Origin of the sequence: Pseudomonas alkylphenolica, assembly GCF_000746525.1 — a bacterium.
Taxonomy (GTDB): domain Bacteria; phylum Pseudomonadota; class Gammaproteobacteria; order Pseudomonadales; family Pseudomonadaceae; genus Aquipseudomonas; species Aquipseudomonas alkylphenolica.
The window spans coordinates 2,002,807-2,016,455 of sequence record NZ_CP009048.1 but is presented as its reverse complement, the minus strand read 5'-3'; the positions used below and the strand labels follow the sequence as shown (position 1 = coordinate 2,016,455).

Sequence of the window (13,649 nt, the reverse complement as noted above, 5' to 3'; positions counted from 1 at the left end):
CCGGTGCGGCTATTACTGATCGAAGACGACGTCGCCCTCGGTGAGGGCATTCATCAGGCCTTGGGGCGCGAGGGCTACACGGTCGACTGGCTGCAGGACGGCAGCAGCGCCTTGCACTCGCTGCTCAGCGAAACCTTCGACCTGGCCGTGCTCGACCTTGGCCTGCCGCGCCTGGACGGGCTGGAAGTGCTGCGCCGCCTGCGCCAAAGCGGCTCGGCATTGCCGGTGTTGATCCTGACGGCCAGAGATGCAACCGAAGACCGCATTGCCGGGCTGGACGCCGGTGCAGACGACTACCTGGTCAAACCCTTTGACCTGAATGAACTCAAGGCCCGGCTGCGCGCGCTGCTGCGCCGTTGCGCCGGACGCGCCAGCGCACTGATCCAGCATGCTGGCATCACGCTGGACCCCGGCAACCAGCAGGTCACCTATAACGGTCGGCTCGTGTCCCTGACGCCCAAGGAATATCAGCTGCTGCACGAACTGCTGTCGCCCCCGGGCCGGGTGATGACGCGCGAGCGCCTGACCCAGTTGTTGTACGGCTGGAATGAAGAAGCCGAGAGCAACACCCTGGAAGTCCACATCCACCACTTGCGCAAAAAATTCTCCACCGACCTGATCCGCACGATCCGTGGTGTCGGTTACCGGGTAGAACAGGGCTCATGACTTCGATCCGGCGGCGCACCCTGACCTTGATCATCGGCCTGATGCTGTCCGGCCTGCTGGTGATCAGTCTGCTCAACCTGCACGACAGCAATCACGAAATCGCCGAGGTTTACGACGCCCAGCTGGCGCAGAACGCACGGCTGCTTCAGGGCGTCATGCGCATGCCCGTGGCGACACGCGAACATAACGAGCTTTATCAAGCCTTCAACAAAGCCCTGGGCGAAGCCATGCCCAAGGTCGATGGCCATCCCTATGAAAGCAAGATCGCTTTCCAGGTGTGGAACCCGCAAGGCGATGTGCTGGTACAGACCGCCAGCGCCCCGTCCTTCGAGCGGGCGCCGACGACCGCAGGCTTCAGCGATGTGACCGACCTCAAACAGCGCACCTGGCGTGGGTTTCTGCTCGAAGACAAGGAAAACCATCTGCGCATATGGGTCGGCGAACGCGACGATGTCCGCTCGGACCTGGTAGGCCGCATCGTGCGCCATACCCTCTGGCCCAATGTGCTCGGCAGCCTGATCCTCGTTGCATTGGTGTGGCTGGCGATTGGCTGGGGGCTCAAGCCGCTGGCGGACATGGCGGCGACCTTGCGCGCACGGCATGCAGGCTCGCTTGAACCGCTGAAGATGATGCCGTTGCCCACGGAGCTTGAGCCCATGCAGTCGGCACTCAACCGGATGCTGGCGCAGATCGAGGATGTATTGGGCCGTGAGCGCCGCTTCATCGCCGATGCCGCGCATGAAATGCGCACACCCCTGGCGGTACTGCGGGTACACGCACAGAACCTGCTGGAAGCCGGAACACCGGAGCAGCGTCGCGAGTCGTTGAACTACTTGATCAGTGGCGTGGACCGCACCACCCGGCTGGTCAATCAACTGCTGACCATGGCCCGCCTGGAGCCCCAGGCCAGCACCCGCAAAGCGTTGCAGACTGACCTTCAAAGCACCGTTCGCGACAGCCTTGCGCAACTCACTGCCTGGCTGCTGGACAAAGGCCTGGAGCTGGAGTTCGACGTCGAGCCAGGCGATTATCGGGCGCAGGTAGACAATGCGGCGATCACTATCGCATTGCACAACCTGCTCACCAATGCGGCGAACTTTTCACCGGCCAAGGGCCTGATCACCGTGCGCCTGGCGTGCCGGGACAAGCATTTCGAACTGTCGGTCGAAGATGACGGACCGGGCATCGATGAGGCAGAGCGTGAGCGGCTTTTCGAACGCTTCTACAGCCGTGGCAATGACCAGGGCGCTGGCTTGGGCTTGACCATCGTGCAGGCTATTGCCATGCGACTCGGTGGCCAGGTCAGGCTGGAAAACCGCGCGGTAGGCGGGCTGAAGGCTACGCTGGAAATCCGCCGGACTTAGGCTTGCAATGGGCCAGACTGTAGAGGACTTTTCGGTAAATTTCTGCCGTTTCGCGAAAACAGTATTACAAATCAAGCTTCTACAGCACTTTTCGCCAGATATGACTGCCTATACAGTCAAAACAACTAGCCCACTCTTCCTATACTGCGCCTGGCGTCGGCATGCCTGCACGATCCAGCGAGCCAGGGTGCTTGTTGTGCAGCCATGCAGATCGTCGCTATGCGGAATGGCGCGGGCAGGAGTTACCGCGCTATTCCATGCAACTAATAAGTCTAAGAACGAGATTAAGTGTAATGAATAAACAATCTATCCAGATTGCGCTTGCTTACATGTCAGTGGTGATCGGCGGCGGCTTTGCCTCCGGGCAGGAGGTACTGCAGTTCTTCACCGGCTATGGGCTGATAGGCATCGTCGGCACTCTGGTGAGCGGTGTGCTGTTTGCCTTCCTCGGCATGCAGATCGCCCGGATGAGTTCGCAGATGCAAGCGAACTCGCACAAGGAAGTCCTGTACAGATTGTTCGGTAGCCGAATCGGGCTGCTGGTCGATGTTGTGCTGTCGTTCTTCCTGTACGGCGTCGGCGTGGTGATGCTGGCGGGCAGTGGTTCGATCTTCACCCAGGAGTACAACCTGCCACCGCTGTTCGGCGGTGTACTGATGACCGTGCTGGTGATTGCCACCCTGTGTCTGAACGTCAAGCGCATTATCAACCTGATCAGCGCGGTTATGCCTTTCCTGCTGGCCATGGTACTGCTCATCACCACTTACTCGATCTTCAGCTACAACGCTTCGATCGAGGCCCTCGACGCGGCCGCCCGCGAGAACAACGAGACGGTCACAGGCAACTGGTTCGTTGGCGCCTTGCTGTACGCATCGTTCAATATCGCCGTGGGCTTCCCGATGCTGGCAGTCATCGGCGGCATGACCAAACAGCCCAGGGCTGCAGCAGTCGGCGGTGTACTCGGAGGTCTGGGTCTGGGTGCGTTGATCCTGTTGTTGAACATCGGCCTGTTCGCCAACATCAACCAGTTGCAGGGCATCGAAATGCCGGCCCTGGCACTTTCCGGGCGCATCTCGCCAATCCTGTCGGTGGTGATGTCGATCGCACTGGTTTGCATGATCTACAGCACTGCGGTTGGAATGTTCTTTGCCTTCAGCGCCCGCTTTGCCAAGCCTGATACGCGCCGCTTCAAACTGGTCAGCGCAGCGACTGTATGCGTAGGTCTGGTCTTGAGCCTGGGCGGCTTCAGCAAGCTGGTCGGCACCGTTTATCCACTGCTGGGCTATGTCGGTTTCGCGCTGATACTCGCCATTGCTTTCAGCTGGCTGCGCAGCCGCGCCGCGGCCAAGGCACAACAGGCCGGACTGAACGCCATTTCCTGAGGGCTAACGCCAACCCTTGAAAAAGCCATGGGGTATACACCCCATGGCTGGCATGGCCACTCAAAAAATCAGCGCGAAGCCCAGGCGTTGAAACGCTGCTCCAGGTGTTCGCCATGGTCCGCCCAGAACAGCGCATCTACCGGCACCTGCTGCGCGAGGTTCTCTGGCGCGGTGGGCAGTTCGGCGATGCGCGCCTTGTCGAGCAGGTCCATCGCCTGCAGGTTGGCGGCGCCGTAGTCGATGTGCTCGGCAAAGCTTTTCTGTTGCACAGGCTCCAGCGAGAAGGCGATGAATTCGCGGGTTTTCTCCTGGCGTGAAGCACCGCGCGGGATGGCCCAGGAGTCGAACTCGTAGAGCCCGCCCGACCAGACGATCTTCAGGTCATAGGTTTTGCGTTGCTCAGCCGAAAGGCGGCCGTTGTACACCGAACTCATCACCACATCCCCGGCCGCGAGGTACTGCGGCGGCTGTGCGCCGGCTTCCCACCACTGAATGTGCGGCTTGATCTGGTCGAGTTTGGCAAAGGCGCGATCCTGACCCGCCTCGGTCGCCAGCAAGGTGTAGACCTCCCCAGGCGCTACACCGTCGGCGATCAGGGCGAATTCCAGGGTCGATTTGGCCAGTTTGCGCAGGCCGCGCTTGCCCGGGAAGCGCTCGACATCCCAGAAGTCTTGCCAGCCGGTGGGCGCTTCTTTCAACTTGCTGGCGTTATAGGCCAGTACCGTCGAATACACCAGGAAACCGATGCCGCATGGCTGGATGGCACCGGGTACGAAGTCTTTGCTGTCGAGACCGATCTGCGCCGGGTCGAGGGTTTCGAACATGCCTTCGTCACAACCGCGGGCAAGCTCGGCCGATTCGACTTCCACCGCATCCCAGGAGACGCTGCGGGTGTCGACCATGGCTTTGACCTTGGCCATTTCGCCGTTGTATTCACCGGAAATAATCTTGCTGCCGCTGGCTTGCTGCCAGGGTTTGTAGAAGGCCTTTACCTGGGCCTCTTTGTTGGCGCCACCGAAGGAGACGATGGTGAGATCGGCCGCAAGGCCATGACTGGCAGTCAACAACCCGGTTGCCAGCGCTGCGAATTTCAGAGTCCTGATCATTATTGTTATCTCCTACTGTTCATGGGTGATTGCAAATCACTCAAGACACCGGGATTAACTAAGCCTTCCCAGGCGAGACATCCGGGTCTCGTTCCATTCGATGCCGAACTGGCCACTCGGGCAGCCCTCGCAACGAACAATAACGTTTTCCTGTGGTCAGTTTTTCTTGCCGTGTAAGGTGGCACGGAAGTTAAGGTAGTTAGACTCTGCTTTTCTAACGCTCAGGTTGGTTATTACTAAACTAACGGGACAGGCTACCTGCTACGCCCTCTTCTGCACCCTCAGCAGTTCCCTCTCGTGCAGGCAACGCACATTTGATCGGCTGCTCTCGCCAGCGCTGCCAGGCCTGGTTCCATCCAGTCTCATGGCTGACACCCGGTATCACGAGGGTTTCCAGGCATGCGGCCGGCCCTAATTGACGGCGGTAAAACCCTTCAATAGCGCTCGGAATCACCCGGTCCTCACTGCCGAACAAGTGCCGTTGCGGGATCGAAGCCAGACGTTGGCGGTACTGCAAGGGCTCAAGCGAACCGCGCAAAGGTGTGAGCTGGTGTATCCGGACCCACTCCGTCGGGCTGAGGTTACCCGCCAGCGTTTGTAGCTGGGCAATGTCGTCACGCCTGGTAGCCAACAGCAGTGCCACTGCGGCGCCACCGGAGTAGCCGACCAGTTCGAAGTCCTGATTGCGATAACGCGCTTTGAGCAGATCCAGCGCCTGATCAAGACTGGCAATGACCTCTTCGGAGAAGCGCCGGTTCGTCCACATTTCAGGCGTACAGCTCGAGACGCTGACGAACTGACAGGGGCGGCCCAGATAGAGTGCCGGCGTGGGGTCATCCAGCGCCAATTGCGCCACCAGCAGTTGCCGGGGACTGGGGTCGATACTCGGTTGCGTCGGCGTGGCCCAGGCGTGGCCATCACCTTCCAGATAGATGCGTAATCGCGCGGCATTTTGCTGCTTGTGCGATGCGATCATCGCCAGGGGAAAAGGGGTAGTGGCCAGCACTTCCAGGTGCTGGCCATGGGAGGATGCCAACGCTTGCAGTGCCTGCCGAGGCGACTGGCAACCGCTCAGCGCGGCACTGAACAACAGTGCCGCGCCTTGCAGGCAAACCCCGGCCCACCGTAGCGGGCTGAGACTTGCAGCGGTCATCAGAAGTCGTAACGCACTTTGGCGGTGACCGTATCGGCATCGAAGTCAGACTTGCCTACATAGTCGTAGCTCAAGCCAACCGTCACAGCGCCCAGGTGGTAGTCAGCGCCTACACCCGCTTCATAGCTGTTTCGTACCGCACTGGCACCGCTGGTCACGAACGGCGTGTTACCCGAAATGAAGGTAGAGGTGCTGCTGACTTCATCACCGATAAAGTCGTGATACGCCATGACTTGGGCCTGCGGCTCAAGCGCGCCACTGCCCAGCGGGAAATTGCCGGCAACGCGCAGACCTGCACCCAGTTCAGCCACTTCGAAGCGCTGATCTTCGACTTTAAGTGCTGCGGAGCTGCCTTTTTCACGGTAACCGTCGATATCAACCCTGCTGTAGCGCGCGGCTACGCGAGGCTCAACCAGCACCGATGGCGAGACGTGGTAGGTGTAGCCACCGACCAGGTTCACACCAAACAGGTTGCTGTCGTAATCGCCTTTGGCGGTTGTGTTGGCAATGCTGCGCTTGCTTTCGTTGTTGTTCAGACCATAGGTCAGGCTGCCATCAACAAAGTAGTTACCTTGCTCAAAACCGCCGTACAGCGTGAATGCATGACCATCGACCTTGGTTTTGTCACCGCTCTTGCCGTTGACGTCGGTATTCAGGTAGCTGTACGCCACACCCAAGGTTACCTGATCGTTGAGCTTACCGTCGGCACCCACCGCGATGCCGCGGCTGTAGGCGTTGTAACCCGCGACATTGTCACGCAGGTCCTGGCTGGCATCGCTGTACAGGGTTTGCACCCAGACACCCGCTTCCTTGAAGCCCTCGCCCGAAGACATGCCACGCGCCCCGGAGGTGCGGCCACTGGTGACGTTGCTGATCAGTGTCTGGCCGGTGGTCGCGGCCTGAGTCGCCCCGCCATTGACCTCTGGGGTCAACTGCTCAGCCAGCGCGCGCAGCGCTTGAGCGTCCTGCGATGCATTGACATAGGCCTGGAAGACTTTGTCCTGCGGGTTCAAGCTGGCCAGTTGCGTGGCAACGCTGCTGAATGCCGAAGCGGCGCGCTGGGCGTTGCCCGAACCGCCGATGTCCTTGATCACCTCACCGACTTGCGAAGACGATTTCCCGGTGACGGTCGCAACGACCTGATTGCCTTCGACGACATAGGTATCGACGTTCAACAGCGAGGAACGGCTGCTGACCAGCTTGCCGGACTCGGTCTGGTTATCCAGCGAATCAGCCTTGACCAGCGTGTAGGTGCTGCCAGCGGCGGTAAAATCGTTGCCCTGGGCGGCCAGGGTGATTTGCGAACCCTTCTTGAAGGTTGCATTGCCGTCGACGCTCAAGACTGCCTTGCTGGCATCGGTCGCGCTGCTCAGGTTCAGATCCAGCGATGAGCCGTTGGCTACCACCAGGTCACCCTGCAACGAGGTGTGGGCATTAGCCAGTTGCAGATGCCCTGCACTGCTCTCGGTACCGACATTCAACGGACCGTTGTCGTACATGCGGATGTTGTAGCCATCGACATCGGCACTGGTGCCCTTGAACACTGCATCACCGGTAACATAAATGCGATCCAGATCGATCAGATTGCCGGTGATCGCGCCGCCTTGCCAGTCCAGCACTACCACACCGGATGCGTCGGAGGCATCGATGGCTTCGTCTTCAGAAACCAGGGTGCCACGGTTGACCAGCGTGAGCGGGCCGCCTTCGCCCTCACCATCAATGTCAAAGCCACCGATTTCAATTGCGGCGTCGGTAGCCTGAATCAGGCCATTGTTGACGAACTGGGCAGACGAAGTGGTAAAGCTGACGCCGTCCAGCTCAACGCCAACCGCATCGTCACCCGTTGCGATGATGCGGCCATTGTTTTCAATGCCGCCGATGTCGACAAGATCGGTGTAGCCGAAGTATTCATTGGAAGTGGCATCCAGAGCAGTGGCGCCCTCGCCGCTGACCTGAATCAAGCCATTGTTGATCAGCTTGCCGTCAATCTCGCCGCCTTCGAGCAAGATACCCTTGGCGTTCTTGCCGTTCGCCAGAATCTGGCCCGTGCTGGCGTTGATCAGATTGCCGTGCAATTGCGACTCACCGGAGAATTCCAGCGCACGGATACCGTCACCTTCGAACTCGTCGCCGTTAACGCTCAAGGTGCCTTCGTTGACCAGGTTGCCGTGGATGATAGCCGGGTCAACCAGCATTGCCGACACACCACCACCACTCACCGCAATGCTGCCCTTGTTCACCAGGTTACCGAAGATTTCGGTCGCCGGGCCGAACGACGAAGGGTCTTCGTCCTCACCCGCCATAGACAGGTCCAGGCCATCAGCGTTAGTGCCATTGGCATTAACGTTGGCATTGATGATCAGGTCCTTGTTGAAGGTAACGCTGTTGAACTCGATGGCGTCCAGGTCGCTGTTGGTCGTAGCGAACGCGCCATTGACTTCAACGTGGTCCGCATAAGAGACGTTTTCGATCTGCACGCCCGCGTTGGTCAAAGGCAGGGTTTCAGCGTAAACGGGATGTGCTGCTGCGGTGATAGCAAGCGCGATAAGGGTTTTTTGTAGGTTAACGACAGCCACTTTTTCTTCCTTTGAAATCGAGGTGAGAACGCGTCCTTGCGTGGCTTCGTCTAGGAGTGATGTCAAATTGCCACGCTGGAGGCGCGGCGAGTATAAATACTCTTGTTTGTCAGAGGTATATATTTCTGGCGCCAGTGCAATGGCAGCTAGCGCCTATCGTGCTTTGGCTAGCGCGGTTAACTGGACAACACCGTCACCTTGGCCCGCGCTGCATGCAGTTTCTTTCATCGCCTCGGTTACTAGCAGCCACGCCCTCCTTCACCTCTGCCAAATAAAAAAAGGCTCTTCACGGAATCCCGAGGGCTATGATTCTTGGGTTGGGTTGGGTTGGGTTGGGTTGGGTTGGGTCTGGTTGCTGGGGCTGCGAGTTTATCCATTCGCTGTGGCGCCGCTTCTGGCCCCTTCCGCCTTTACGGCGGCCTACTTTTTTCTTGGAAAAAGTAGGCAAAACCGCCTGCTCCTGCATCCGGCCCTACGCTGCGCTCCGGGTCCCCTCGCTCCTGAAGTCGCAGTCCACGGCGCCTTAACTTGCGTGCATGAAGATCAAGATCAACACGTTGAAGCGGGATTTTCCCGCGATGCGATGTAACTGGCAGGTCGATATCGCGGGGCAAGCCCGCTCCCACCGGGAGATCAATTAACCCGGTGGGAGCGGGCTTGCCCCGCGATGGCATCATCCTGGCGCCGCCAGAATCTGATTTCGAAGATGCGTCAATGCAGGCGCCGCCCGTAACTTTGCGACTTCAGGAGGCTGAGTGTAGGTGTCTGGAGGGGGCTGGTGCGCAGCACCCTTCGGCCTTAGCCGAAGTTCGCGAGCCGTAGACTTGGCGAAGCAAGTCGTAGGCCGCGATGCCCCTGGAAGGCACCGTAGCGAAGGGACCCGGAGCGCAGCGTAGGGCCGTATGTAGGAGCCAGCGGCTTTGCCTACTTTCCCCAAGAGGAAAGTAGGCCGCCGTAAAGGCGGAAGGGGCCATCAGCGGCGCCGCAGGGAATGGATCCCCGCATCCGAAGCCCAGCCCAGCCCAGCCCAGCCTCAAGATCATGCTCCCCGGGATTGCGTGAAGAACCCAAAAAAGCACCCAAGGTGCTTTTTTGTCAGTGCAGTTAGCGGAATCAAACCAATGTTCTGGCCCGCGCCGCGTGCAACTTTTTATAGCTGTCGATCAACCGCAGGTGCCTGTCGAGCCCTTCCAGCTTCATGCTCGTAGGCGTTAAGCCATAGAAGCGCACGCTGCCGTCCACCGAGCCGATCACCGCGTCCATCCGCTCGTTGCCAAACATCCGGCGGAAGTTGAACACGTAGTCGTCCAGCTCCAGGTCGTCGTCGAGCTGCACTTCCAGCACCACGTTCAGGGCCTGATAGAACAGTCCACGCTCGACGGTGTTGTCGTTGAACTGCAGGAAGGTTTCCACCAGTTCCTTGGCCTCTTCGAACTGCTGCAAGGCGAGATGGGTCAGCAGCTTCAACTCCAGAATCGTCAACTGACCCCAGACCGTGTTGTCATCGAACTCGATGCCGATCAGTGTGGTGATGTCGGTGTAGTCATCCAGCTCGCTCTCTTCCAGACGCTCAACCAGCGCGCGCAGCTCGCTCTCGTCAAGGCGGTGCAGGTTGAGAATGTCTTCGCGGAAAAACAGTGCTTTGTTGGTGTTGTCCCAGATCAGGTCGTCGACCGGGTAAATTTCCGAATAGCCCGGCACGAGAATGCGGCAGGCCGTTGCGCCGAGGTGTTCGTACACCGCCATGTACGCTTCTTTGCCCATGCTTTCGAGAATGCCGAACAAGGTCGCGGCTTCTTCGGCGTTGGAGTTTTCACCCTGGCCGGAGAAGTCCCACTCAACGAATTCGAAATCGGCTTTGGCACTGAAGAAACGCCACGACACCACACCGCTGGAATCGATGAAGTGCTCAACAAAGTTGTTCGGCTCGGTCAGCGCGTGGCTTTCGAACGTCGGCTGCGGCAGGTCGTTCAGGCCTTCGAAGCTGCGGCCCTGGAGCAGTTCCGTCAGGCTGCGCTCCAGCGCCACTTCAAAGCTTGGGTGCGCGCCGAACGAGGCAAATACGCCGCCGGTACGGGGGTTCATCAAGGTGACGCACATCACCGGGAATTCTCCGCCCAGCGACGCATCCTTCACCAGCACCGGGAAGCCCTGCTCTTCCAGACCCTGAATGCCGGCGAGGATCGCCGGGTACTTGGCCAGCACCTCCTGCGGCACATCCGGCAGTGCCAGTTCACCTTCCAGAATTTCGCGTTTGACCGCGCGCTCGAAGATTTCCGACAGGCATTGCACCTGCGCTTCGGCCAGCGTGTTACCGGCGCTCATGCCGTTGCTCAGGTACAGGTTTTCGATCAGGTTGGAGGGGAAATACACCACCTCGCCGTCCGACTGGCGCACAAAAGGCAGCGAACAGATGCCACGCGCTTCATTGCCGGAGTTGGTGTCGTACAGATGCGAGCCGCGCAGCTCGCCATCGGGGTTGTAGATTTCCAGGCAGTAGCCGTCGAGGATTTCCGCCGGCAGCGCATCTTTGCGGCCAGGCTTGAACCAGCGCTCGTCCGGGTAATGCACAAACGCCGCGTTGGCGATCTCTTCGCCCCAGAACTGATCGTTGTAGAAGAAGTTGCAGTTCAGTCGTTCGATGAATTCGCCCAGCGCCGAAGCCAGCGCGCTTTCTTTGGTCGCGCCCTTGCCGTTGGTAAAACACATCGGCGACTGCGCATCGCGGATATGCAGCGACCAGACGTTGGGGACAATGTTGCGCCACGAGGCGATTTCAATCTTCATGCCCAGGCCGGCGAGAATCGCCGACATGTTGGCGATGGTCTGCTCGAGCGGCAGATCCTTGCCGACGATATAGGTGCTGGCGTCGGACGCCGGGTCCAGCATCAGCAATGCCTGGGCATTGGCGTCGAGGTTGTCGACTTCCTCGATCACAAACTCAGGCCCGGTCTGCACCACCTTCTTCACCGTACAACGGTCGATGGAACGCAGGATGCCCTGGCGATCCTTGGCGGAGATATCGGCTGGCAGCTCGACCTGGATCTTGAAGATCTGGTTGTAACGGTTTTCCGGATCAACAATATTGTTTTGCGACAGGCGAATATTATCGGTGGGAATATCGCGCGTTTGGCAGTACAACTTCACAAAGTAAGCCGCACACAACGCCGACGACGCCAGAAAATAATCGAACGGACCCGGTGCCGAACCATCGCCTTTATAGCGGATAGGCTGATCGGCGACCACGGTGAAGTCATCAAACTTGGCTTCAAGCCGAAGGTTGTCGAGAAAGTTGACCTTGATTTCCATGCGGGAACACCATAATAACGTGCAAAACGATTTGGCCGCCATTATCCGGTTTTTCAGGCGAAAGTCTTGTGCTTTCAGCAATGGCCGCTGACCGGTTCCAGATCGCCGCAGTACCGCCAGCACTGCTGCTGGCGGCAGATCCACGCCAAAGCCTTTGTTCAGGCGGGTTTCAGGCAGTGGGCATTCAGAGCAATGCGCAGGTACGCCTTGCGTCAGGTGTAAACGCAACAGCTGCCAGCTGATGCGAATATTCAGCTAGCGATTACGATCGGTATGATCGACAGGGTGAATGCATTAGTTGAGTAATTTTGCACTTGCAATCTTTTACTCAACTCAAAGAAATACCAAACTAAAAATAAAACTAGTAACTTTAAACTTCACGATGACAGCGCCAGAGTAGATAGAATCAGGCAGGCTGTCCGCGACCGTGACCAGCGGATGCTATGACCACGGCATTTGACGCAAGTCAAAACGTCGGGCGTGGTTCGCGAGAGGATGGCTGCAAGCAGGGAACGGATCGATAACAGGCCAACGCCTAAGATTCATGTGCACAGCATTGCATAAGGAAACTCATATGACCTCGTTGAACCACGTACTGGTTGCCACCGACCTGTCCACCTCTGCCCGCAACGCGGCACAGCGGGCCGCACTGTTGAGCAAGGAGCAGCATGCATCGCTGGATCTGCTCTACGTTGCCAATCCAGCCCCCTTCGAGCGGCTCAAGCAGGTCGTGGTGCCTGATGAAGACTTGTTGAATCGCGTGCTTGGGAGTGCAAGAGAAAAAATTAACGAACTGGCAGAAGCGCTGTTCCAGCGCTACGACATCGGCGCTGGCGTACAGGTTGCGTCCGGTTCGGTTGTCAGCGAAATCACCCGGGTGGTGCAGGACAAGCACAGCAACCTGTTGGTCTGCGGGGCGAAGGGCCAAAGCCTGGCCCGTCGCCTGCTGCTCGGCTCTACCGTGCAAAGAATGCTGAGCCGCATGCTCTGCCCTTTGCTAGTGGTCAAGCACGCACCTCGCGATGCGTACCGTACCTTGCTCGTCCCGGTTGATTTTTCGCCTGCATCGCTGCGTTCCATCGAACTGGCAAAGGCTGTTGCGCCGCAGGCCGAGATCATCCTCCTGCACGTGTACGAAGCCCCCTTCGAGGGCAGCATGCGCTTCGCCCACATTGACCAGGAGACCCTCAATCACTACCGCAATGTCATCAAGAAAGACGCCGTGCAACAACTCGCGGCATTGAGCGAAGCCGCCGGGCTGAGCAATGCCCGGCAAATCGTGGTGCACGGTGACGCCGCCTGGCGGATCGTTGAGCAGGAGCAGGAGCTGGATTGCGACCTGATCGTGATCGGCAAGCAGGGTGAAAGCGCTCTGGAGGAACTGTTGATCGGCAGCGTTACCAAGCATGTGCTCAACGAATCCCAGTGTGATGTGCTGGTGTCGCTGTAGGCTGCGAGTAGTGTCGAGCGTTTGAATCCGCACACTCAGCCAGCCCGGTGTTTAACACTGGGCTGGCTTAAACACGAGCACAAACGTATCGTCGCGCGCCACTCACTCACAAAAGGAATTTGACTCGTGTCAGAGCACCGCATTCGCGCCCTCGCCCTGTGCGTCTTTCATCACCAGGGAAAGATTCTGGTTAACCAGTTTTACGACGCTGAATCTGATCAGACCCTGTTTCGCCCCATCGGCGGTGGCATCGATTTCGGCGAGCGCAGCGTCGATGCTATTGCCAGAGAAGTGCAGGAAGAACTGAACCAGTCGATCAGCGATGTGCGTCTGCTCGGCACTCTGGAGAGCATCTTCACCTATGCCGGTAAACCGGCGCACGAGATTGTCCAGGTCTATGACGCTAAATTCAGCGACATGAGCCTTTACCAACAATCCTGCTTGATAGGTCACGAAAGCGATGGCGCAGCGTTCAAGGCCACATGGCGTGATAGTTCAAGCTTCACCGATACATCACCGCTGGTTCCGGAAGGACTGCACGATCTGCTCAGGGCAGTTTCGCTGTTGGCGTGAGGTGAGATCCCGGTGGGAGCGGGCTTGTCCCGCGATGCGATGTGGCTAATAGCCTGCAATCGCGGGGCAA

At 58.6% G+C, this 13,649-nt stretch carries 9 protein-coding genes; 5 read left to right on the top strand and 4 right to left on the bottom strand.

The annotated features are described in order from the left end of the window. Positions 1–3 precede the first annotated feature (3 nt). From PSAKL28_RS09405 to PSAKL28_RS09395, 3 genes are all read left to right on the top strand, one after another. On the top strand, positions 4–666 hold the full coding sequence (locus PSAKL28_RS09405; RefSeq protein ID WP_038609348.1) for a response regulator: 663 nt from the start codon (positions 4–6) through the stop codon (positions 664–666). Further along, entirely contained in the window at positions 663–2,030 is a 1,368-nt protein-coding gene (locus tag PSAKL28_RS09400) for an ATP-binding protein (RefSeq protein WP_038609345.1), read from the top strand. Before PSAKL28_RS09405 ends, PSAKL28_RS09400 begins: the two co-directional genes overlap by 4 nt. A 293-nt stretch (positions 2,031–2,323) precedes the next feature. Then, positions 2,324–3,412, top strand: a complete 1,089-nt coding sequence (locus tag PSAKL28_RS09395) for a YkvI family membrane protein (RefSeq protein ID WP_038609343.1) — start codon at positions 2,324–2,326, stop codon at positions 3,410–3,412. 68 nt (positions 3,413–3,480) lie between these two features. On the opposite strand, the gene PSAKL28_RS09390 is transcribed toward PSAKL28_RS09395, so the two are convergent. The 4 genes from PSAKL28_RS09390 to PSAKL28_RS09375 form a co-directional block, all read right to left on the bottom strand. After that, a complete protein-coding gene (locus tag PSAKL28_RS09390) occupies positions 3,481–4,518 on the bottom strand; it encodes an ABC transporter substrate-binding protein (RefSeq protein WP_038609340.1) in 1,038 nt (345 codons plus the stop codon). A gap of 241 nt (positions 4,519–4,759) precedes the next feature. Beyond that, positions 4,760–5,671, bottom strand: coding sequence for an alpha/beta fold hydrolase (locus PSAKL28_RS09385; RefSeq protein WP_257011871.1), 912 nt, complete (start codon positions 5,669–5,671; stop codon positions 4,760–4,762). Beyond that, entirely contained in the window at positions 5,671–8,247 is a 2,577-nt protein-coding gene (locus PSAKL28_RS09380; protein WP_038609337.1) for an autotransporter family protein, read from the bottom strand. Before PSAKL28_RS09380 ends, PSAKL28_RS09385 begins: the two co-directional genes overlap by 1 nt. 1,113 nt (positions 8,248–9,360) lie before the next feature. Further along, a complete protein-coding gene (locus tag PSAKL28_RS09375) occupies positions 9,361–11,556 on the bottom strand; it encodes an OsmC domain/YcaO domain-containing protein (RefSeq protein WP_038609334.1) in 2,196 nt (731 codons plus the stop codon). A 574-nt stretch (positions 11,557–12,130) separates the two neighbouring features. Here PSAKL28_RS09375 and PSAKL28_RS09370 point away from each other — a divergent pair. Together PSAKL28_RS09370 and PSAKL28_RS09365 are read left to right on the top strand one after the other, a co-directional pair. Then, on the top strand, positions 12,131–13,006 hold the full coding sequence (locus tag PSAKL28_RS09370) for a universal stress protein (RefSeq protein WP_038609331.1): 876 nt from the start codon (positions 12,131–12,133) through the stop codon (positions 13,004–13,006). Between the two features lie 126 nt (positions 13,007–13,132). After that, positions 13,133–13,579 (top strand): NUDIX hydrolase, encoded by a 447-nt coding sequence (locus PSAKL28_RS09365; RefSeq protein WP_038609328.1) that lies wholly within the window; start codon positions 13,133–13,135, stop codon positions 13,577–13,579. Positions 13,580–13,649: the final 70 nt, after the last annotated feature.